Origin of the sequence: Zavarzinella formosa DSM 19928 (genome assembly GCF_000255705.1) — a bacterium.
Taxonomy (GTDB): Bacteria; Planctomycetota; Planctomycetia; order Gemmatales; family Gemmataceae; genus Zavarzinella; species Zavarzinella formosa.
The window spans coordinates 20215-41462 of record NZ_JH636452.1 but is presented as its reverse complement, the minus strand read 5'-3'; the positions used below and the strand labels follow the sequence as shown (position 1 = coordinate 41462).

Annotated in this window: 20 protein-coding genes; 4 read left to right on the top strand and 16 right to left on the bottom strand. The window is 58.9% G+C overall.

Annotation, left to right across the window (positions count from 1 at the left end; translation table 11 throughout):
* Positions 1-171: 171 nt before the first annotated feature.
* Positions 172-1455 carry a glycosyltransferase family 39 protein gene (locus tag BGIM_RS0143815; protein WP_020475920.1) on the bottom strand — a complete coding sequence of 428 codons (1284 nt, stop codon included), beginning with the start codon at positions 1453-1455 and terminating at the stop codon, positions 172-174.
* 109 nt (positions 1456-1564) lie between these two features.
* On the bottom strand, positions 1565-2332 hold the full coding sequence (locus tag BGIM_RS67625; protein ID WP_020475919.1) for a hypothetical protein: 768 nt from the start codon (positions 2330-2332) through the stop codon (positions 1565-1567).
* Positions 2333-2539: 207 nt separating this feature from the next.
* On the opposite strand from BGIM_RS67625, the gene BGIM_RS0143805 reads away from it, so the two are divergent.
* Positions 2540-3655, top strand: a complete 1116-nt coding sequence (locus BGIM_RS0143805; RefSeq protein WP_162136351.1) for a DEAD/DEAH box helicase — start codon at positions 2540-2542, stop codon at positions 3653-3655.
* 72 nt (positions 3656-3727) lie between these two features.
* Entirely contained in the window at positions 3728-4846 is a 1119-nt protein-coding gene (locus BGIM_RS55735) for a hypothetical protein (RefSeq protein WP_020475917.1), read from the top strand.
* A gap of 185 nt (positions 4847-5031) precedes the next feature.
* Here the strand turns inward: BGIM_RS55735 and tnpA are convergent, their stop codons facing one another.
* The 8 genes from tnpA to rpmJ form a co-directional block, all read right to left on the bottom strand.
* On the bottom strand, positions 5032-5484 hold the full coding sequence (gene tnpA / locus BGIM_RS0143795; RefSeq protein ID WP_029631925.1) for an IS200/IS605 family transposase: 453 nt from the start codon (positions 5482-5484) through the stop codon (positions 5032-5034).
* 210 nt (positions 5485-5694) lie between these two features.
* A complete protein-coding gene (locus tag BGIM_RS0143790) occupies positions 5695-6921 on the bottom strand; it encodes a prolyl oligopeptidase family serine peptidase (RefSeq protein ID WP_202947400.1) in 1227 nt (408 codons plus the stop codon).
* Between the two features lie 177 nt (positions 6922-7098).
* Complete coding sequence (gene rplQ / locus BGIM_RS55730; protein ID WP_020475913.1) at positions 7099-7671, bottom strand: 50S ribosomal protein L17; 573 nt, start codon at positions 7669-7671, stop codon at positions 7099-7101.
* 84 nt (positions 7672-7755) lie between these two features.
* Entirely contained in the window at positions 7756-8754 is a 999-nt protein-coding gene (locus BGIM_RS0143775) for a DNA-directed RNA polymerase subunit alpha (protein ID WP_020475912.1), read from the bottom strand.
* 134 nt (positions 8755-8888) lie between these two features.
* Positions 8889-9530: a 30S ribosomal protein S4 gene (gene rpsD, locus BGIM_RS0143770; RefSeq protein WP_020475911.1), complete on the bottom strand. Its 642-nt coding sequence runs from the start codon at positions 9528-9530 to the stop codon at positions 8889-8891.
* Between the two features lie 52 nt (positions 9531-9582).
* Entirely contained in the window at positions 9583-9963 is a 381-nt protein-coding gene (gene rpsK, locus BGIM_RS0143765) for a 30S ribosomal protein S11 (protein WP_020475910.1), read from the bottom strand.
* A gap of 73 nt (positions 9964-10036) precedes the next feature.
* Positions 10037-10420, bottom strand: coding sequence for a 30S ribosomal protein S13 (gene rpsM, locus BGIM_RS0143760; protein WP_020475909.1), 384 nt, complete (start codon positions 10418-10420; stop codon positions 10037-10039).
* Positions 10421-10440: 20 nt separating this feature from the next.
* The gene (rpmJ, locus tag BGIM_RS60845; protein ID WP_072022325.1) at positions 10441-10554 is read right to left on the bottom strand and encodes a 50S ribosomal protein L36; all 114 of its coding nucleotides are present in this window, start codon (positions 10552-10554) and stop codon (positions 10441-10443) included.
* A 359-nt stretch (positions 10555-10913) separates the two neighbouring features.
* Between rpmJ and BGIM_RS0143755 the strand changes: the two genes are divergently transcribed.
* Together BGIM_RS0143755 and BGIM_RS59385 are read left to right on the top strand one after the other, a co-directional pair.
* A complete protein-coding gene (locus BGIM_RS0143755; RefSeq protein ID WP_157369892.1) occupies positions 10914-11468 on the top strand; it encodes a hypothetical protein in 555 nt (184 codons plus the stop codon).
* Positions 11469-11529: 61 nt separating this feature from the next.
* The gene (locus BGIM_RS59385; RefSeq protein WP_020475907.1) at positions 11530-14703 is read left to right on the top strand and encodes a PAS domain S-box protein; all 3174 of its coding nucleotides are present in this window, start codon (positions 11530-11532) and stop codon (positions 14701-14703) included.
* Positions 14704-14713: 10 nt separating this feature from the next.
* Here BGIM_RS59385 and BGIM_RS0143745 read toward each other — a convergent pair whose 3' ends face one another.
* The 6 genes from BGIM_RS0143745 to BGIM_RS0143720 all read right to left on the bottom strand — a co-directional run bounded on the left by BGIM_RS0143745 (position 14714) and on the right by BGIM_RS0143720 (position 21192).
* Entirely contained in the window at positions 14714-15349 is a 636-nt protein-coding gene (locus tag BGIM_RS0143745; protein ID WP_029631921.1) for a hypothetical protein, read from the bottom strand.
* A 191-nt stretch (positions 15350-15540) separates the two neighbouring features.
* Positions 15541-16593 carry a flotillin-like protein FloA gene (gene floA / locus BGIM_RS0143740; RefSeq protein ID WP_020475906.1) on the bottom strand — a complete coding sequence of 351 codons (1053 nt, stop codon included), beginning with the start codon at positions 16591-16593 and terminating at the stop codon, positions 15541-15543.
* Positions 16594-16645: 52 nt separating this feature from the next.
* Positions 16646-17173: an NfeD family protein gene (locus BGIM_RS0143735; protein ID WP_020475905.1), complete on the bottom strand. Its 528-nt coding sequence runs from the start codon at positions 17171-17173 to the stop codon at positions 16646-16648.
* A 189-nt stretch (positions 17174-17362) separates the two neighbouring features.
* On the bottom strand, positions 17363-19564 hold the full coding sequence (locus BGIM_RS0143730) for an NfeD family protein (protein WP_029631920.1): 2202 nt from the start codon (positions 19562-19564) through the stop codon (positions 17363-17365).
* 205 nt (positions 19565-19769) lie between these two features.
* Positions 19770-20216, bottom strand: coding sequence for a hypothetical protein (locus BGIM_RS55720; protein WP_020475903.1), 447 nt, complete (start codon positions 20214-20216; stop codon positions 19770-19772).
* Complete coding sequence (locus BGIM_RS0143720) at positions 20200-21192, bottom strand: DUF1559 domain-containing protein (RefSeq protein ID WP_020475902.1); 993 nt, start codon at positions 21190-21192, stop codon at positions 20200-20202. Before BGIM_RS0143720 ends, BGIM_RS55720 begins: the two co-directional genes overlap by 17 nt.
* Between the last annotated feature and the right edge of the window lie 56 nt (positions 21193-21248).

Genomic DNA, 21248 nt, shown 5'->3' with positions numbered 1-21248 from the left:
GCGGGAAAAAGCCGGTGAATGTGATTCCTATCCCGCCGGACATTTTCCGCAAGGGGCCAACGAAAATGCCTCCCCGCCGGGGCGATGTCCCCGACTTGATGTTGATTCAGAACCTCAACCCTGAGAATGGGGGGGACGGTTCCGGGGAAAATTGATGAAAACGGTCGGCATTCAGCGTCGATATCGGCCCGACCGGGTCAATTGATCGAAGAAGTCGCGGACATGCGCTTCGATCTGAGTGTCCTCCAAGGAGAACAAGCAACGACCTTGGTCCGGCAACATGTGGCGTACCTGCCAGGGAGCGTAACCGCCGTAGCCAAAGACGCCGAGGAAGTGGACACCGACGGACACTGCGATCAGACCGATGGCGAACCCGCGCTGCCAGTTGTTCCGCAGTTTCGCATAGGCAAATGCGAAGAGCAGGCACATCAGAGGCATCGTCTCGCAAAGAAAGCGGGGACCGTAGCACCATCCCCCTCGCCAGTCGTACCAGCGGGCGAAAAACAGCAGCGTGGCCACCGAGGCCGCCAGCCAGGCCAGCAACATCCCCCGAACCCCGGCGAGCGGTTCCTCGCCCCGGCGTCTCAGCATCCAGGCGCCGGGCAACGCCAGCAGCAAGGCGGGCGAATAAACAAACAGGCCGCGAGAAGGCGCCACCAACAGGCCGCCCAACCCCAGCCAAAGGGGCGGAGACTCTTCCCAGTTATCGTCCTTGTACCCGCCGACCAGCGGGCTGCCGAAATTCACCCATTGATAATGAAACAACACAATCGCGGGAATCACTCCCCCCATGCTCACCCAAAAAGCGGCCCGCCATTGCCGCCGGACAAGCAAATCCACCAGCGTGGCCACCACGAAGAAACCCGTCGTGGGCCGGGTCAGCACGGCCATGCCAAGGGAGAACCCCGTCGCCAGCCGATAGTTCCTTCGCTCACACTCCGGGCAGGTTAACAGATACAACGCGGCGCACAGCCAAAAAACAGCCGGCCCGTGCATCCAAAGCGCCTGACTGGCGACACTAAACAGACAGGTTCCGAAGGCAAACAAAACAGTCGCCGGCCACGCGGCCGATGGAGCCAACCGCCGACAGACAAGGAAAAAGAAAACCGCCGCTCCCGCCACGGAGAAAGTGGCCGTCAGCTTGCCCAAGTTGAGCATGTTGATGTCCCGCAACGGAGTCTCGCGGAACAAAGCAAAGGGGAGCATCGCCGGAACAGCCGCGAACGCGCTTCCCGGCGGGCGCATCGAAAACCGGCCCCCGTCCGGCCGTTCCAGAACCCCGGCGCCCAGAAAACGATCCAGTTCGGGATATTGTCGCAGGTCATAGGAGCCATGTCGCACAAGCGACCAAGCCGTGTACGGAGCCGCGACGCAATCAACCTCGGGAAGCGGACGCCCATTGGCCAGAAACACCGCCACGCAAAGAACAAACACACCCACTGCGGGCTTTGTCATCGTGCGATTCCTTACGCGCGGGAACACCGGGGCGGCCTTCAACCACCCGTCAAACCTGTGTTTGTGGTGTACCACGGGAGATGCGGAGCCGCCATGCCAGTTCGCAACGCTATCGTCGCCCCAACAGCAAATCGATCACCCAACAACCTCGGGCATGATTTCCCGGTTGGCGGCAATGATCGAGGATCGCCGCCTCATCGCAACCCGCGTCTTCCAAGGCGTCGGCCAAAATGGGGAGGCGGTTGAATGCTCTTTCGTCGTAAATGCCTTCGGCAATGGCGGGAATGGCTCCACCATCCCACGCAAGCCATTCGGGGCGAATCATCACGTTTCGGAACGGGTTACCAAAAATTTCACGAATCAGCCAAACACCCGGCCACCGCGATTCCCTCATCAGGCGATCAGTTAGCTGATTGTTAAACCCGCCATCCTCAAATTTGTACAGGCAGTACCAAGCGATGTGGGCCGCATTGGACAGGCGAGAGATCATCTGATGATCACCGATCTGCTCTTCCCCGACAATAATATCTGATTCGGCGAAGACCTTCAGTTCAAGCAAACGCTCTACTGCCGAATAATGGTTTCCGTTTCCCTTTAGTTCGATGATCAATCTCGGATTGCAGTACATATCACAATATGTTGCCTCTTCTGCCCGAAGCCAATAACGAAATCCCTCATCCTTGTCTGGCTTCCACCCGTCTGCTTCTCGTTCAGCCATGCCAACAGCTATTCGCGAGTCATCGTGATAGAGCAAATCCCATATCTGGCGAAGTCCGGCGCACACGTAAAGAGTGTGTTCTCGTTTGGATAATTTTCCTCTCATAAAGGCAAGCATTCCCTGCCAGTCATCGCCGTTCAGCCAGTCGTCTTCCGTCATTTGGGCTTCCTTGCGAATAGGTGTGGTTGATTTTATCGAAAGGCGTGTCAAGCACCGTCAAAACATCCCGGCCTGCTCCGCAAGTCCCGCGTGAACTTTTTTCGGAAATTTTTGTCTCCTACCGACATTGTGATTTGGGGAAACCGATGGCAAAATCACCCCAACAAAACCCCCAAGATGGTCACCCAAGGACGAGGGACGGTTCACATGCTCCGCGTCACCGAACTGATCGCCAACACGCAAATCGAACCCCGGCCTTATCAGAGCCGGATCGTCGAAAAAGTGTGGGACATGTTCCTCAACCGCAAGATGCGGTCTGTCCTCATCGAAAGCCCCACCGGCAGCGGCAAGACGGTCATGGGCCTGATGAGCGCCTGGGGGTTGCAACAAGAACTTGGCCTCAAAGTCGGCTGGATCGCCATGCGGCGAAACCTGCTGACGCAAACAGCCGAGGAAATCGACGAACGCGGCATGAATGTGAAGGTTGAATTCATCTCCATGTTCGAGAAAGACCCGCCCAAGAATCTCGATCTGCTGGTGGTGGACGAAGCCCAGCATGATGCCGCCAATAGCATGGCCCACCTGCACAGTGTCATCCGGCCGAAGTTCATCCTCGGCCTCTCGGCGACCCCCTTCCGCGCCGACAAGATGAAGCTCTGCTTCGACAAAGTCATCCGCGACGCCGGCATCCGGCAACTGATTCAAGAAGGCTTCCTCAGCAAGTTCGACCATTACACCGTCCCGCAACATTCGCCGAAGGCCGTCGCCAACCTCTACCTGAGCGACCGGGCCAAGTGGGGCAAGTCGATCACCTACTTCCACACGCTCGGCCAATGCGAAGAACTGCAACGCCTGCTTGAAGCCGCCGGGGTGCGTTCGGAAGTGGTCACCGGATCGAGCGATCGCGACGCCCAACTGGCCGCCTTTGAAAAAGGCGATGCCGAGATGCTGATCAACTGCATGGTGCTGGCCGAGGGGTTCGATTGCCCCTCCCTGAAGACCGTCTTCTGCCGACCGTCCACCAAGGCCGTCACCGTCCAAATGTGCGGCCGGGTGTTGAGAAAATTCGCCGACTTGCCGGTCAAGCAAATCGTTCAATGTCAGCAAAGCCCGTGGCCGTTCACCCGCACGGCCGAAGCCGTTTCCCAGTATGCGTGGGAACACGGTTCTTGGAAATCCCTCACCCTCAATCCGATGATCGAGCGGGTGAGCCAAAATGTGTTGAAAGCGCTGGCGACCCAACGGGTTGACCTGCCCGAGTTCGTGAAGAAGCGGCAAGCCCTTGCCCGTCGCCATCGCCGCAACGAACCTTCGATCGTCTGAAAAACTCCCTGTTCACAAACACTATTCCCAAAACCGGCCGCGAAAATCGTGGCCCCCGAGGAGGATCCGCACATGGTGGCCCTGAAATTCGACTACGGAACTTGCCGGCTCAAAGATCTGCGTTTGAACACCGAAGCCGGAATCAACGGTCGGCAGCAAGTCAAGTCTCTTGGCTTGCATGGCGAGGAACTCAAGACGACCAACCGCTTCTGGACCAGCCTGCAAATGCGGTTCGGGTTCACGCCGAACATCTTCAAATACTTCGGCCATGCCGAGGTCTTCACCCGGATCAGCGAAAAATCCCCGGACGACACGATCCGCTATTGCATCGACCGCACTGGCAAGGCCGACCAACTGCTGGCCGTCACCTCGCCAAACTCAGCGGTTATCAACTACAAGGAATTGAAGGACTTGCTCAATCGCCACGGGGCCGAAGGGCACAAATACACCAACGGCGTCGTCAGCAGCACCCACAAACTTCGGCACGATGTGCCGGTGCAAATCGCCGGGGATGACTTCCGCAGCAAGTATGTGATCGACACCCCCATCGACGGTTTCGGCCGCCCGGCCGTGTACCTCGCCATGATGCGGTTGATCTGCACCAACGGCGCCGTCGCCATGACGCCGGTGTTCCGCAGCGAGTTGAACTGCGGCAAGGGAACCAAGGGCGCCGGCTTCGCCCTCGAACGTGCGGTGGAAGGCTTTAACAACGAGGAAGGTTTCTCGGCCCTGCACCAACGCTTCGAGTCTTCCTCCAAGTCGTGGGCCTCGGTGAACGAAGCGAATCAACTATACAAAATCGTCGCCAAGATGCAGATCACAAACAACCTGAGCCAGACCGGCGGTTCGGGCACGGATGTCCTCTCCGACGACACCCCGGTGATGCACGCCTTCCACAAAATGACCGGCGACGTGAGCCGCCTCTACGGCCTGACCAGTTCCGATGTCCTGAGCGTGAAGAAGCAACGAACCCTGCCGGTCCGCTGCCGGGTGTACGACCTGTTGAACTTCGCCAGCGAACTGGCCACCCACCGGGCTAACCCGTTCGCCAACCGCGAACTCCAAGGCTACATCGGCGACCTGGTCAGCGCCGAATACGATCTGGAAGGAACCGCTGGCAGCTATGGCAACTGGAATGATTTCTTCATCAAGGATGAGCGGACCATTGAGACGATCAACGGGATGCGATGATTTATCCTTGGCGTCGAGCATTTTTCAAAGGCTCGATTCCCTCTTGGCTTTTTCGGTCCAACGGACCGATTAACATAGCCCAGCCCGAAAGGGCTGGGTACAAATACCATCAAGAAACTTCGGTCCAACGGACCGATTATCGGCCCAAGGTCCGTCAGGGCCGCAAGCGCAACCACCAGCCAAAATCAATCCCATACATACCGTTCATCAAACTCAATCTCATGTTTTCTCAGGAAGTCCCGATACTCTTCCTGAAATGTCATTTTCCGATGATGCTCCCGTTGCTCTTCGATGTATTTGGCAACACTTTTGACATTTGACTGACTCACTGAAAATGCCCCGTAACCATTCTGCCAATGAAAATCTTTAAGGGTGGGGGACACACTACGAATCCACTTGCTTGAGTTGGTTTTCACCTTGTTGACAATTTCCGAAATCGAATCTGTTCTCGACTGGAGAAACAACAAATGCACATGATCTTCGACGGAATTGATGATGACCGGCGGTGAACCGATGTCCCGGAGGATGCCTCCCAACACTGAATGCAATTCATTACGAATCGACTCGTCCAACAAGGAATCACGATTTTTGACCGAAAAGATTAGATGAACGAACAATCTGGAATGTGATTGTGGCATGGGTTGATATGTCCGATATGTCTCGGAGAACAGAAAAGCCGCCGATAATCGGTCCGTTGGACCGAGGCTTCCTGATGGCATTTGTACCCAGCCCTTTCGGGCTGGGCTATGTTAATCGGTCCGTTGGACCGAAAAGGCACACGCGAATCTTTGCTTTCAAGATCGACAGCAGATGACCGACATGGGCGTCATGCCCTGTCCCGTGTCTGCTTACTTCAACTTGCTAATGACCAAACTGGTCGGTTCTGCGGTGATCTTCAATTTCGGAATGGTGACGCACCCGGTGGCGTCGGCCGTTGCCTCTCCGGTGGACTTGCCGTATCTCCAGCGCACCGTTGTTGCCGGGGCGATTTTCAACATTTGCAACCGGCGCAGCGTGACATCGGCGGTGGCCTCGGCCGGGATCGTGAACGTCGTCTTCAACTCCGTGGGCTTCACCAGAAAAAGCGACGTTTCGACGCTATCGGCCGTGTCACTCACATCTTTCCATCGGAAGAAGGCATTGATCTGGCCCGCTTTCTTGTCGGTGAGTTGATTCGGCCAGGGATGGGTGTCGTTGGTCGAGGCATCGGTGAAGACCGGATAGGATTCGTTTTTCTTGACGTTCAGCCAGTCAAATGAATTAATCAGGTCATTCACTTTCATAATTTCTTGATGGTTGTTCGCATGGCCGAACGGCCCCCAATACATGAAGAGGGCGTATTTCCGGTCGTTCATGGCCTTGATGAACCCATCATGGCCTCGGGACCAACCATCGTTCGGCGCGGAGTAGTCAACGACGATGGGAGGATCAGGCAGGGTGATATTCGTCGGCACCGTCTGCGGCGGGAAGTACATCCGGCTGGAAACGTGTTTCACTTCGGCGGGAACATTAGCCTTGATGGCGGCGAAGACATCACCGTGTCGCATTCCGATTCCCAAGGTGCCGCTTCCGCCCATCGAATTGCCGCACAAATAAACGCGGTTCTCGTCGATGCCGTATTGTTTGACCACCCATTTCACGGTGTCAATCACCCGCTTTTCCGGCGGGCTGACTTCGGGGCCGGGGTATTTGTTGATGCTCCACCACCAGTCTCCCTTGTTGGCTTTGCAATCGACATAGAGCGCGAAGAAATCTTGCGGGGCATGGTAAATGTCGTGGTTGCCAACCTTGGTCGTGCAGGCCAGACAGGAATGAACATCGTGTCCGGCCGAATGCAGAACCACATAAAGCGGGGCGTTTGATTTGATCTCTTTCGTCGGATGAAGCACCAAGAACGTGTCTTTTTGGGCTTCTGCGTAGCCCCATTCCTGCCGGCTGCCATGCTGGAAGGTCTCCAGCTTTCGCCCCGTAAATTCCGATTCTTTTTGCCTGGCCGGCGGCCAGCTAACATCCAAGGCAAAGGCCCCGGCGGCGGTCGCCAAAACAAGCCCGAGGGAGAGGATCAAATTCTTCACAATGTTCTCCGGAATGGTGTCAATCAAGACATTCAAGAAGGGGTGATTTTCAGATCAACGAGGATGGCGGGGTCGATCATGCGCCTATCTTTGCCGAGTCGGAAGCCGGTGTCAATCAACAAAAAAGGCCGCCCCATCGGGACGGCCTTTTTCAATTCACTTCGTCGATGATCCCGTTCAGCTCGCGGGCGGGGCTTCCGGAGCGGGCGTTTCGGGAGCCGGGGCCGGAGCCAGCGGAGCCGGAGCAATCGGGGTCGTGGCCACGGGGGCGACGGGATTCGGCTTGTCTTCGGCCTTCTTGGCGGTGACCTTCGTCTCGCCTTCCTTCAGCAATTCGATGTAGGCGGTTTCGCCGGCATCACCGAGACGGCGATGGCTGGTCTTCATGATCCGGGTGTAACCGCCGACGCGATCCTTGAACCGCGGGGCCAGCACGTTGAAGATCTTTTCGACGACGTTTTCATCACCGATCGGTTCGCCGGTGCCGTCCACGATGTCAATCTTGGCGACTGGGCCGAGACGGGCCATCACCAAACGGCGGGCGTGAAGAATCTTCAAGCGGTCGCCGGTGGCCAAGGCGCGCTTGGCAAGGGTGATGTACCGCTCGATGATCGGGCGGAGTTCCTTGGCCTTCGGGACCGTCGTCTTGATCCGTTCGTGGGAAACCAGGCTCATGACCATGTTGCGGAACATGGCTTTGCGGTGAGTCGAGTTCCGGCCGAGCTTACGGCCCTTCTTCAAGTGACGCATGACAAACCTTCCAATTGTAGGCCGGTTATACGGGTGTCATCCCGACACGCTCGCCCGGCCACGGGTGAAAAAATCAAATCAAACTTATCGGCGGGGCATCGGCAAACGCATACCGAGGGCGAGGCCATGCTCGGAGAGCTTGGCCCGGACTTCCTTGAGGGTCGTTTCGCCGAAGTTGCGGACTTCGAGAAGTTCATCTTCCGCGCGGGACACAAGGTCGCGGACGGTGGAGATATTTTCGGATTCGAGGCAGTTCGTGGCCCGCACGGAGAGTTCGAGTTCCGCGAGGCTCATGTTCAGTTTGCGTTCCAGATCGGCGTCCGACGATTCGCGGGCGCTCGGGCCGGCCTCGAATCGGTCGTCGATCGGGAGTTCCGTGCCTGGTTCGGTGTATTGAACGAACGGGTTGAGGTGCTTGCGAAGAATCTTGGCGGCTTCCACGACGGCCATTTGCGGGGTCGTGGTTCCGTTGGTCCACACTTCGAGGGCCAGCCGGTCGTAGTTGGTCTTCTGGCCGACGCGGGTTTCTTCGATTTCGTACTTCACCCGCACGACCGGCGAGAAGCTCGTGTCCACCGGGATCACGCCGATTTCACGCTCACGCCCGGCGTTTTCGTCGGCGGCCCGGTAACCCCGGCCGTTTTCGACGCTCATTTCCACGACGAACGGAACATCGTCCGTCAGGGTGGCGATGATGTGTTCCGGGTTGATGATCTGCACGTCCGCGTCGTGCTGGATGTCGGCCGCCTTGACGACGCCCTTTTGATGGCGGTCAATGCGGATGGTCTTCGGGGATTCCGAATTGTTTTTCACCACAAGGGACTTGATGTTCAGGACGATGTCCGTCACGTCCTCGACAACGCCGGGGATGGTGGAGACTTCGTGCTGGACGCCTTGGATCTTCACCCGAGTCACGCCACTGCCTTCGAGGCTGGAGAGCAGCACCCGGCGGAGGCTGTTGCCGATGGTGATGCCGAAGCCTTTTTCAAAGGGTTCGGCGTAGAACTTGCCGTAGGTTTCCGTGAGACCCCGGTCGGTGGTCACGCGGCTGGGGAGTTCCAGGTTACGCCACTTGATTCGCATGGAAAATACCCTCCGGCATGGGAAGTACAAAACGGAATGAAGGGTTTCGGGGGGAGTCCGGGCGGGGTGAGTGCCGTCCGGGGTCGCCTTCCCGAATCTTCATTCCGAGCGGTGATTGGCCTTTTGACTGTTAATTAGCGGGCGGCGATTTCAATAATCAACTGCTCGCGGATTTCGGTGATGCGCGGGTCGATGTCGCCGCGATCCGGCAGGCGGGTCAGGCGGCCTTCCGGGATTTCACCGGGGATGACTTCAAGGAAGTCCGGCACGCGTTCGGCCGATTCCGGCTTGATGGAGCGGGCGAGCTTGAGGCTCTTTTCTCGGCTCTTCACCTTCACGATGTCGCCCGGCTTGAGGATCATGCTGGGGATGTTCGTGGGGACGTCGTTGACCATCACGTGGCCGCCGTTGACCAACTGGCGGGCACTGTTCCGGGACGGGGCAAACCCGAGACGGTGGATCACATTGTCCAGCCGACGCTCCAGAATGCTCAGCAGCACGGCCCCGGTGTTTTCCGGGGACTTGGAGGCGAGGGTGAAGTAGCGGCGGAACTGGCGTTCCAGCACGCCGTAGAACCACTTGAGCTTTTGCTTTTCGCGAAGGCGAACGCCGTATTCGCTGAGCTTCGACTTGCGCGCCCCGTGCATCCCCGGCGGCTTTCGCCGGTCGTCCCGGTCCATCGGGCATTTGGGGGAATAACAACGGCTCGCCTTGAGAAAGAGCTTCATGCCCTCGCGGCGGCAACGCTTGCAAACGGGATCGGTGTAACGAGCCATGTGTTTCGGTAAACAGTCGCTGGAGGAATACGGATGGTTTCGGGAACTCGGATTACACGCGGCGTTTCTTGGGAGCCCGGCAACCGTTGTGCGGCAGCGGAGTCACGTCTTCGATCATCTTCACGTTCAGCCCGGATTGCTGAAGGGCGGTGATGGCCGACTCACGCCCGGCGCCCGGCCCCTTGACGCGAACTTCCACTTCCTTCACGCCGAACTTCGAGGCCCGCTCGGCACACGCCTCGGCGGCCCGCTGGGCGGCATACGGGGTGCTCTTGCGGCTCCCCTTGAAGCCGACGGCCCCGCCGGACGCGGTGCAGAGGGTGTCCCCGGCGGCGTCCGTGATGGTGACGATCGTGTTGTTGAAGGTCGACTGGATGTGGGCCACCCCGCGGGTGACGTTCTTCCGTGTCTTTCGTTTCTTGCTCTTGGCCATGACTGCCGCTTGGTCTTGTTTTGTACGAGGAACACCCGCGCCCCGAAAGGAGCGCGATCACCGCCACCCACTACTACTTCATGTCCTTGACGCCCTTTTTGCCCGCAACGGTCTTGCGGGGGCCCTTGCGGGTACGGGCGTTCGTCTTGGAACGCTGGCCGCGGGCCGGGAGGTTCCGCTTGTGGCGGGTGCCCCGGTAGCAGTTGATCTGCTTGAGGCGCTCGATGTTGCCAAACTCGGTGCGACGCAGGGTACCTTCGACGAGGTATTCCCGGTCAAGCAACGTGGCGATCTTGGCGAGGTCGTCGTCCGTCAGTTCTTTGGCCCGTCGTTGCGGGTCGATGTTGGCTTGTTCGCACAACCGCAGCGAAGTCGTCGGCCCGATGCCGCGCAGGTAGCGCAAGCTAATGTGGGTCGGCTTGTCGTTCGGAAGGTCAACACCCTGAATACGCGGCATGGGTCAAAAACTCCTGGGGATTAACCCTGACGCTGCTTGTGGCGGGGGTCTTCGCAAATCACACGCACCACACCCTTGCGGCGGATGAGCTTGCACTTGGCACACATCCGTCGAACGCTCGATCGAACTTTCATCGTCCACCTATCACTGGCCGGCGTCCGGCGAAATGGAAAGCTATCATATTAGAATCACCAACTAACCCGGCAAGGTCCGCACGTTCGAGTTTTCGTCAATTTCCGGCGCGCCCTCAAAAAAAGTGGTTGCGCCCCTCGACCGTGCCGCATACTCGAATTGCCGCGGATTAGCTGACCTTCAGGCAATCAAACCGCCTGTGTTGGCCACGCGCCAACATGATTCGTCCATTATTAAGATGCGCGAACAACCCTTTGGATTCCAGAGGGGCCATCGGCACAAAAAGCTTGCAATCTGGTCGTCGGTCGGGTATGGCCTCCGTCGCATGAAACGGAAGCCCCCGAATTCAGGACGAACGGCCGTGGTCGCACCGACTGCGGATTTTCTGCGAACACACTTCTTATGGATTCGGGAGAAAACGCCCGTCATCCATTTGCTATCCGCAAATTATTCCGGCCCAAACGGCGAGCATCTCTGCCGGCGGGCCGAACTGGAAGCCCTCGGAGCGGTTCCCGGTTGTTTGTTCGGGCGGTATCAGCGGGCGGGCCTTCGAGAAGCCCTGCATCTCCATGAACACGCCCGCGTCCGGGTGATTGCGGAAGAATTGGCCGAGGCTCTGCTGGCCGACCGGATCGACTTGGTGGTGTCCCCGACGGCTGACCCGTTCGACGCGGACACCGACCTGTGCCGGATCATCACGGACACGGCCGTGGCCATCGCCGCCGACAACCGGCCGTTGCTTCGGCATTCCGAATGGCATCCCTCGGGATCGTTGCGGCCGGTGCAACCGTGGGCCATTCTACGCCGCCGGGGCGAGTACCCGCCCGAGGAAACCTTGCGGTTTCGCGAACATCTTCTGGCGGCCGCCACCGCCCTCTGGGAATCCCTGCCGGACATTCGGGCCGCCGCCGCGTGATCTTTCGGGCCGTCCATTCGATATAATGGGCCTCGTTCCATGTCCACATGGGCGAGCTCGCATGTCCATCCGCAAACCCTTGCATTTCCGAACCGTTCTGCTGGCCGTGAACATCCCGTTGGTGGTGTTGGCGACCGGCCTGCTTGCCTTCGTTTCGTGGTGGTATCACCAACGATCCGTGGAGGTCCTTTCCGGTTCAATGGTCCGGCAGGCCATGCAGCGCACCAACGGCCGGATCGACTCGGTTCTCCAAGAGGCGATGACCTTCGGCCACACGATGGCCGCCGTCGAATTGCCGGAAGCGATGACTCATGAACAGTTTCACGGCTTGTTCACGCCGATGCTCGCGGCCTTTCGCCTCCAGCCCGATCTGGCCTATCTGGGACTCGCCTTGGAGAAGGAAGGTTCGTATGCGATGTTCGAGCGAGGGCCGGATGGCGAGATTGGTTATCGCGAATATTTCATCAATGCCAGCGGCCGCCGGGTTTCAGCCGATTACCGGATTGACGGCCGGACGATTGTGAAAGCCGGCCCTAAGCTGGCCGACACGGATTACGACCCCCGCCAACGACCCCATTACATTGCCGCGAAATCCACCGGAAAACCCGTGTGGACCGAGAGTTACCAGTTTTACGGCAAGGGCGTTTACGGCCCGCTTCCCGGTGTGTCCCATGCCATTCCGATGTACGGCAAAGACGGCCAATTGGTGGCCGTGTGGGATGTGGATTTTAGCGTTTACGGACTGTCAAAGTATCTTGAAAAAGTTCGCGAAGACCTGGCGGGGGGCTATGCGTTCATCGTCGAACACCGGGCCGATGGCGCCCGACGGGTTATCGCCCATCCCGAGGCGTCCACGTCCTTGCTGGACGGGAACAACCAACTGGCCGAAAATCTGGAATCGGTCCACGATCCGGTGATCCGCGAATTCGCCCGGCAATCACCGGGAAACTGGGAATCCGACGAGGGCGAACCCAGGCTATTTGCCCACAACGGCGAACAACACACGGCCATTCTCCGCCCCGTCACGCTGCCGGGCGGCCCCCGCTGGCATGTCGTGCTGCTGATGCCCCGAGCCGCGACGATGGGACCGGTCTGGGAACAGCAATACTGGCATCTGGCGATTCTCGCGGGCGTGGTGATCCTCGCCGTCCTTGCGGCCGCTTTGATGGCCCGGCAATTGGCCCGCCCGCTGATCGAGCTTCAGGAAAAGACCCACCTGCTCGCCAACCAGCAAAACCCGCCCCTGATCGCCCCCACCGGCTTCGCCGAGATCCGGCAACTGGCCGGGGACTTCAACAAGATGGCCCGCAACGTCATCGACTATCAGGGCAGCCTGAAGCTGGCGAACCTCGAACTCCACCAAAAAGAAGCCCTCATCCGCGGGATGTTCATCCATAGCGCGGACAGCGAGTGGATCCTCCGGCTGACCCCCGAGAATCGGCTGATCGTCGAGGACATCAACCCGACCGCCGCCGAACTGTTCGGCGACAGCCGCGACAAACTGATCGGGAAAACGCTCATGGAGGCCATCCCGGACCCCGGCATCGAATGGCTGGCCGATCAATTCTTGTTGTGCGTCCGCCTCGGCATCTCGCTTACTCACGACCATGAACTGACGATCGACGGGGTGACCCGCTGGATGTCCACCATGATCGTCCCCATTCCGGGGGAGGATGGCCGGGCGGCTCGCGTGGCAGGCTTGAGCCGGGACATGACGGCGGCGAGAAAGGCCTCGGAGATATTGCGAATCACCCAACAGCGTCTGGAACTGCACCGGATGCAAACGCCCCTCGGCGTCATCGAATGGGATGATGTCGGGCGAGTCCTCGCCTGGAACCCGGCGGCCGAGCGGATCTTCGGCCATGGCGCCGGTGAAGCGATCGGGAAACACTTCTCCTTCAACCTCCCCGAAAACATGCGGGAACACGTGGATGAGATTTGGAACAGGCTGATTCACCTGCGCGGCGGCGAACGCAGCACCAACCAAAATCTGACAGCCGACGGCCGGATCATTGATTGTGAGTGGTACAACACCCCGCTGATCGACGACGACGGCCGGGTGATCGGCGTCACGTCGCTGGTGCAGGATGTCACCGAGCAAAAACGGCAGGAATCGGCATTGCGCAGCTCGGAAGTCCGGTTTCGCCGGGCGTTTTACGGCAGCCCGGCCATGATGAGCATCACCCGCTTTTCCAACACGACCCATGTGGAAATCAACGACATTTGGGCGAGGCGAATCGGCGTTCCCCGCGAAGAAGTGATCGGCCGGACGATTGGCGACATTGGCTTTCAGGTGAATTCGGGGTTGCTAAAAGAAGTTCGCCGCATCTTGGAAACCACCAAGGTCGTCCCCGAGATGGAATTCGAGGCGACGCTGCCCAACGGCGAGAAGATGACCGGGCTGGGGTCGGCCATCATGATCGACGTGGACGGCGAGCCATGCGTGCTATGGACGACCATTGACATCACCAAACGCCACCAGGCCGAGGAGGAAGTTCGACGGCTCAATGCGGAACTCGAGGATCGCGTGCTGGATCGCACCGCCCAACTCGCGGCCGCCAATCAGGAGCTGGAGTCGTTCTCGTATTCCGTTTCCCACGACCTCCGAACCCCGCTCCGGGCCATCGATGGCTTCAGCCAGGCGCTGCTGGAAGACTGCGGCGAACGACTGGACGACGAGGGCCGGGATTGCCTCCACCGGGTGCGGGCCGCCAGCCAGCGGATGGGCGAGTTGATCGACGCCATGCTGGTGCTTTCACGTGTCGGACGCGGCGAGCTTCGCCGGACCTCGTTTGACATCAGCCAACTGGCCGCCCAAGTGATGTCTGTCATCCAGAACGCCGAACCGGAACGGTTTGTGGAGGTGACGATCGAACCGAACCTGCGAACCCAAGGAGACGAAAACCTTGTCCGGGTGGCCTTCGAGAATCTGTTTGGGAATGCTTGGAAATACACCGGAGGAACGACCGGCGCGAGAATCGAATTTGGTTCGATGGAACAAGACGGGGAACAGGTGTTCTTCGTGCGGGACAACGGCGCCGGGTTCGATCCCAAATATGCCGACCGGCTGTTCAAGCCCTTTCAGCGGTTGCATCTGGCAACCGAGTTCGAGGGAAACGGAATCGGGCTCGCCACTGTCCGGCGGGTCATCAACCGCCACGGCGGCCACGTTTGGGCCGAGGGGAAAGTGAATCACGGGGCGACGATTTACTTCACGTTGGGCAAAAAGCCATGAACAGCAGGCCTTAAAACTTCCGGCGACAACGCGGTTCGCCGAAGATTTCCGTCAGCACCATTGCAATGGCCGGCCCCTGATCGCCCTTCAAAATTGTTTGCAACGTCTTCATGACCGGCGAAACTTCTTCTCGGAGAGTTCCGCCGCCGCTGGAAGCCGTGCGGGCGATTTTGGCTTGTTTGAATCCCGGAAGGGTGTGCGCGGTTCCCCCGCCGGTCGGCCCGGCGGGTTCCACGGGCGTCACCGGCCGCAACACCGGCACCTCGGCGGATTTCGGCGGCAACGGCGGCGGGGCGCTAGAGCGGCGATTGTTGGGCCGGCGTTCTCCGCGCGGCCGGGCGGGTGTCTCTCCCCGAGCGGTTGCCGGTTGATTAATGCGTGGCGGCCGGGGATTGGCCGCCGGACGTGTTTGCGGCGGCGGGGGAGCTTCTCCCCGCGTGCGCAACTTGTCGATCTCGGCCATGAAGCGTTCGAGATCGGAGTTGGTGGTCTTCTCCGGTTGCTTCTGCTGCTGATTCGGCCGGTTGCGGTTCGGCGGCGGTGTCGTCGGCCGGGGCGGGTTGGCCGACTGGGAAGCCTTCATGACCGCGCTGACAATCCACACCAGCACGAACATCCCGATGACGGCGAAAATCAGTTTATCCATGACACCCCTCCACCGTTTAATCGCTGCGCATCAACTCTCCGGTTTGGAGGGATGAGGGATGAGGGATGAGGGATGAGGGAAAACCAGTTCGCCAAAAACTCGGTATGTCCTATGGCTCAGATTGGTTTTCCCTCATCCCTCATCCCTCATCCCTCATCCCTCCAAACAAAATCACTCACCCATCTCGCAGACTATTTGCCAGTCTGCCCGTCCCCCGTCGCCCCGCCGATGCTGGCTCGCATCGCCGTGTCGGCTTGGAGGTTCTTCATGTTGTAATACTCCATGACGCCCAACCGGCCGTCGCGGAAGGCATTGGCGATGGCCAGCGGCACCTCGGCCTCGGCCAGCACCACCTTCGCCCGGTTTTCCTGCACCAAGGCGGTCATTTCCTGTTCCTTCGCCACGGCGGCCGCCCGGCGTTTTTCGGCCTCGGCCTGGGCCACGCGAAGGTCAGCGGCGGCCTGGTCGGCTTGCAGTTTTGCCCCGATGTTCTCGCCGACTTCGATGTCGGCCACATCGATGGAGACGATCTCAAACGCCGTCTGGGCGTCGAGCGACTTCATCAACACCGTCCGGGAAATCAGGTTGGGGTTCTTCAACACTTCGCGGTGGTCGATGGCCGAGCCGATGGCCTCGACGATCCCTTCGCCGACGCGGGCGATGATCGTTTCTTCCGTCGCCCCGCCGACCAGTCGTTCCAGTTTCGTCCGCACTGTCACCCGGGCGCGGCAACGAAGCTGAATCCCGTTCTGGCAGACGGCATCGAGAAACTGACGGCCTTTCCCGGCGTCCGGGCAATCGATCACTTTCGGATTCACGCTCGTTCGCACGGCGTCCAGAATATCACGCCCGGCGAGGTCAATCGCGGCGGCGGTCTTCCACGGCATGTCGATCCCGGCCTTGTGGGCGGCGATCACGGCCGTGGAGGTCTTGGGGACGTTGCCGCGCGAGAGATAATGCGATTCCAAATCCTCGGTTGTCACCTTCACGCCCGACTGAATCAATGCAATCTTCTGACGAACGACCATCTGATAATCGACGTTCCGCAGTTTCATGCCGATCAGGTCGAAGATGCCGATCTTCGCCCCGGTCAACAAACTTTGGATGTAGAGCCGCACAAAACTGAAAAACAGAATCAGCATGAACAGGAAAACGAGCAAGGCGATCCCGGCGACGACCAGAATCCAAATCTGACCGCCATCAAGATTTCCGCCTTTGCCTTGGGCGAACAGGGGAGCCCACATGTCGGGGTGTCCTTTCAAGGGATGTTGTCTCTAAGTGTTATTCGTCATTGGTTTATGAAAAATCGGCGGTTTCCAGATCATTTGCGGAAGGTTTTTCGGTCGGCCGCACAACCACCCGGCCGGCCCGAACGTCGATGCACCGCACAAACGCCCCGGTTTCCACCATCATCCCCTGGGTGATGACATCCACACGCTGGCCGTCAAAATCGGCGATCCCCGAGGGCCGCAATGGTGATACCACCCGGCCAATCCGGCCGCGAAGCTGCTCCAGTTCCAAATTGCCGGAGATGTTGGCCACCGTCACGTCGTCCTCGACGGACTTGATGAGTTTTCGGCTCATGGGGGAATACGGCCAGACATAGAAGATCAACGCCCCGAACAACGGAGCCCCGATGCAAAGAGACAACAAGGCCGTCAGCCCGGTTTCGGTGGAACCAAACGCGAACAACAGCGCGACGCCAACAAGCGAGATCATCGCCCCAATCCCGGCCAGAATGCCGCCGGTGAACAACACCAGTTCCGCGAGGATGAAGACGATCCCGAGGATGATTAGCAGATAACCACTGGCTTGAAAGTCCATCAGGGATCTGGCCTCATGGGAATAAAAGCAAGTCAAAAACTATTTTAGCCACGGATCGAATACGGATTTAGACAAAACGGTGGAAACGAAAATCAGACAAGAGAAATGAAGACTGGCTTGTCTTGCCCGGTTCTCATCTCATTGTGCCTTTATCTGTGTCCGATCCTTGGCTAAAAATTCTTCTCTGTCTTACACCCGTTTCACCACGACCCGTGTTCCTTCCACTTCGACCACTTGGACCGGCGTGCCGGCGTCGATGAAATCTCCCTCGGAGATCACATCCACATAACGGTCGGCGAACTTGGCCATCCCGGCCGGTCGCAACATGGAGGTGGTCGTGCCGACCTGACCGAGCAGGGCGATGTACGAATCCACACCCGGCAACGGGGAAGAATCGGCATCCGCGTCGATCTTGTCCTCCGGGGGAACCAGCATCAACCGGTTCGCATACGGAATCTTGGGAAGGAACCGCGAGACGAAGAACGCAAGCAACACGCTCCCGGCGGTCATGAGGCCATACCGCAACGCCCGGCTGACGATGTCAATCCAGTCGGCGGTGCTTTCGGGAGCCTTGTCCAATCCGGCCAGCACCAACCCGCCGAGGATCAGCAGGATACCGCTCACCCCGGTGACGCCGAAGCCGGGGATGAGGAAGATTTCCACGGCCAGCAGAACCAGCCCGAGCAGAAACAACATGATGGCCAGATAGATGAGCTGGCCGCCAAGCTGCGTTTGCGCCCAGAAAAACAAGATGAAGCAAACGGCCGAGATGACGCCGGGAACGATCAGCCCCGGCGCCTTCATTTCCAGCACCAACCCGGCGATGCCGACGATGATGAGGAAGATGGAAACGCCCGGCGACCGCAGAAACGCGGCGAAATTATCGAGCCACGAAGGCTCGGAGTCCCGCACCGTCTTCGCTTCCACCCCGTATTTGGCATAAACCTCCGTCACATCCTTGTTGTCCACCGTGGAGGCAATCCGCAGATTTTTGGCCGTCGTGGCGTTTAAAACCAAGAGGCTGTTTTTCTGCTTGATGACCGTCCCTTCTTTCGCCCACCCCTGTCCGGCGAGTTGTTTCAACTCGATGTCGGACATCAGTTTGGTTTCTCCGGTCTTCGCGTTGCGAGCCTGAATGATCTCCAGGTTCCTGTCGAACAGCCCCTCAATGAGAATGGCCGGAATGCCGCGTTGTTCCGAGACGGCGAGCAGATTTTCCTTCAAGAAGTTCTCGTTCTTGTTCTTGTTGCTCAGGTAAGACGTGAAATCCCCGAGGGTGGCCTCGGCCTCCGGGCGAGGCCCCTTGAACATCACCCGTTCCTGACACGCAAAGGCGAGGAAAACCGCCAAATCTTTCGGCTGGCCGGGGACAAACGCGATGGTCCGGCTTCGATGATTCGGATCTTTGGCAAGATTGATGATGTCGTCCGCAATTTCGCGGGCCACACCGGAATCACCCCCTTCGCATTCGATCACGAAGAAAAAATAATTCTCCTTCCGGGCTTTCGCCGCTTCGATCTGCCGGCGCAGTTTCTCCCGCATCGACACGTCCACCAAACCCTCGATCATGATCTTGCAAGGCCGCATCCCGTCGGGGCCGATGGGATCTTCCTCCAAGGCTGTCGTGGGAAGCTGGTAATAGGTGGCGATTTCGGGCCGCGTTTCCAGTTGCACCTTGAAAAGCTCAAACCGGCGGGCCTGTTCCGTGTTGTAAAGGGCCGGACCGGAGGGAAGTTGAACGGGGTTGCGGTTGACCACCCGAACCTCGTCATAGGCAGGATCTTTGCCCGGTCCCTCGGTCTTGCGGAGGTCCACATAGATGGTTCCCCCTTTGTTCAGGGCCTGCACGAGAACCACATCCTTGTCAATCATCCGGGCGACGGCCCCGGCGTGATTGATTCCCGCGAGCTGGATGTAATAGTCCAGTTCGTTCTTGGCGACCGGCCGTTCCTTGGAGGGCACGTCCCCGATGGTGGCCCCGGAGGAAATCACCCGTTCTTCGCAGGCGATCACCGGCAACACGGTGTGGCGGGTCGTTTTGGCGTGGACGAACGCGGTCGGCGTGATGCCATTCGACACTAAGGAGCGGATATACACGGCCAGTTCATACGGGGGACCATAGCTCTCGGTGGCCGCTTCCTTGCCTTCCGGGTTGAAATCAAAGATGACCCGTTTGATGTTGCGACCCGGCGATGCCTTCGCCTTCTCAACGGCCGTTTTAATCTGGCTGATGGCCCCTTCGGTGATCGGATTGGGCACGGTGACGAACAGACCGTCGTTCGCATTCGCCTCCTGGGCGCGGACAGCGTCCGGACACGCAACGCATCCGGCCAGAAAGAGAGCGAGCGGGGCGAACAGTCGCCGACCGATGAAAGGCAAAGAAACTTCCATGAAACGAATCCCTAAGGTGCGACGCAAGATGGAGTTGGCTCCGTCAACGAGGCTGAGGCGATCCATCGGAAGGACACCGCCGACCGGGAGAGGTTATGAGCTGATTATACAGCGAACAAGAAAACGCTGTCAAATGTGGTTCGGTTCGGGGCGTGTCACATTTGGGAATCGGAGGAACGGTTCGCTCCGATTGGTGTCCGTGCCGTCACTTTAGGTCGAAATCGAACCGCCCGTTTGAACCCGGTTCGACAACCGCCCGAAGGGCGGACTTCACATTGAACTCCGGCCCGAGGAACTGTTCCATGAGTTCTTCGGGCGGCCCCTTCTTCGGGTCGGCCAGATTGGGGATGGTCTTGCCGGATTTCCGCAGGGCGGTGATCTCCACCCGGTAGACCCCGCCGGGAGTGGCCCCTTTGTCGGATGGAACATCGTACTTCCCATCGACGATTTTCCCGCCGGTCGAGGGACCGGTCGTCCCGTCGACGGGGGTGAAAACAATTGTTCCCGTCGCCAAAGGGATACCCTGGTGGCGAACCTCCCCCCAGACGCGGACTGGCCCCTTGCCGCATCCGGTCAGAAAAGCCAGCATCGCACAGAAACACAAACCCGACAACAAACGGAAACGGTCGCGGGGATCAATACGCGCTGCCATCGATCACCTCGCCGCCGTTCATGCTTCCGAGTCCCTGCCAGATGCTCAGCGTCACGCTGTTTTTCACAAATCGAACGGAGCCGTCGCCAAGACAGACGTTGACGCCGCCGGTGTGGTAGCTTCGGGCCGAATAAATTTCCCCCGCCCATGTGCTGCTGCTGCCGTCGCAGGGGGCGTTTCGCTTCGGTTTGTTGGAGGTGTCCGAACAATAGTTGTAGGTGGTGTTGGCCACCACGCTCCAGACGGCATCGGGGATGTTGGTGTTCGGCGTCCGGGCATGGGAATATTGCGCCCCCCAGCAATCGGACCACACGCCGCGTTGATCGGACAGGCCGTCCGAGCCGGTGATCAATTCAGAAATGGCCGCCGTGTTGGAGAGCCCGTCGGTGATGTCGGCAAAAGTTCGGGTCACGTTGTAATTAAACATCGTGAGTTTGCTGGAGGGGTTTTTCGCGGAGGCCCCTTCATAAGTGTAGCCCGCATCCGAACTGACCATCACGCCGTCGGCGCTGAAGCAGCCGACATAGTTGGACCGGGAAACACCCGTCGCATACTTCGTGCTGATGGCATTGTCCGACGGGCAGGCATACCCCGTGACCGGCGGGTTGTAGGCGGCCGAGTTGTACGTCACGTTGGTGATGTTGGTGCCAGATCCTGTGATAACCGGGTTCACGCTTTTGTAAAGGTTGTCCTGTTCCACATACGGCAGGATGTTCAACATCCATGTGATGCGAACATTCATGGCGGTCGGCCCGACGGCGCCCACCGGCAGCGATCCGTTTGCGTCGTGGTAGTTATGCGTCGCCAGCCCGATTTGCTTCAAGTTGTTGCTGCATTTCATGCGATTGGCCGCCTCGCGGATCTTCTGAACCGCCGGAAGAAGCAGGCCAATCAAGATGGCGATAATCGCAATGACCACGAGCAATTCAATGAGCGTGAAGGCGCTCCTTGATTGTGTTTGTCCTGAGCGAGACATGAGCGGGCACCCGGAAGAGGATCGGTGAAGCCCGATTATTACCGAGACAAAATATG